This is a genomic window from Rhodobacter sp. TJ_12, assembly GCF_020023995.1.
GTDB lineage: Bacteria > Pseudomonadota > Alphaproteobacteria > Rhodobacterales > Rhodobacteraceae > Rhodobacter.
The window spans coordinates 1-515 of sequence record NZ_NRRD01000104.1 but is presented as its reverse complement, the minus strand read 5'-3'; the positions used below and the strand labels follow the sequence as shown (position 1 = coordinate 515).

Genomic DNA, 515 nt, shown 5'->3' with positions numbered 1-515 from the left:
ACCCCCGCCGAGGTCCGCGCCATGTGAAAGGAATAGACCCCGTTGTTGGCCCCCACATCGAGCGACCATCGCGCGGGATCGCAAAGGCCGGGCACCAGATGCAGCTCGGGCTCGCCCCGCAGCCACGAGCGCCAGGCCCGCTGCGCGAGACGGAAGGAAGAGGGCACCAGATCCTTCCAGGACCGCGGTGCGGCCGGGGCAGGACCGGCCTCGTGCAGGTCGAACGTCATGTCGGCGTCTCCCGTCTAGAGAACATGAGGGCCGCCGTGACGAACAGGATGAAGAGGAAGTTGTTCTGCTGCAGAAGCAGGCTCTCGGTCATGTTCATCACGAGGAAGACGGCCACGAGGACATTGAGCACGAGCCAGGGCTCGGACGGCTCGCGCGACAGAAGGGCCGCGCCCTGCCGGAGGGCGCGCACGATCACCACCACGAGGAGCGCCAGCCCCACGAGCCCGAGGCTCAGCAGCGTGTCGCGGTAGCCGTTGTGGGCGTGCGGCGCCATCCAGACGAGC

The 515-nt window shown here is 68.2% G+C and carries 1 protein-coding gene and 1 pseudogene; both read right to left on the bottom strand.

The features are described 5' to 3' along the window. Positions 1-230: pseudogene (locus CKO11_RS17420) on the bottom strand (FkbM family methyltransferase); the annotation flags it as partial. Next, positions 227-515: glycosyltransferase 87 family protein (locus CKO11_RS17415; RefSeq protein ID WP_411742028.1), on the bottom strand; the 289-nt coding region annotated here is incomplete at its 5' end. The pseudogene CKO11_RS17420 and the gene CKO11_RS17415, both read right to left, overlap by 4 nt.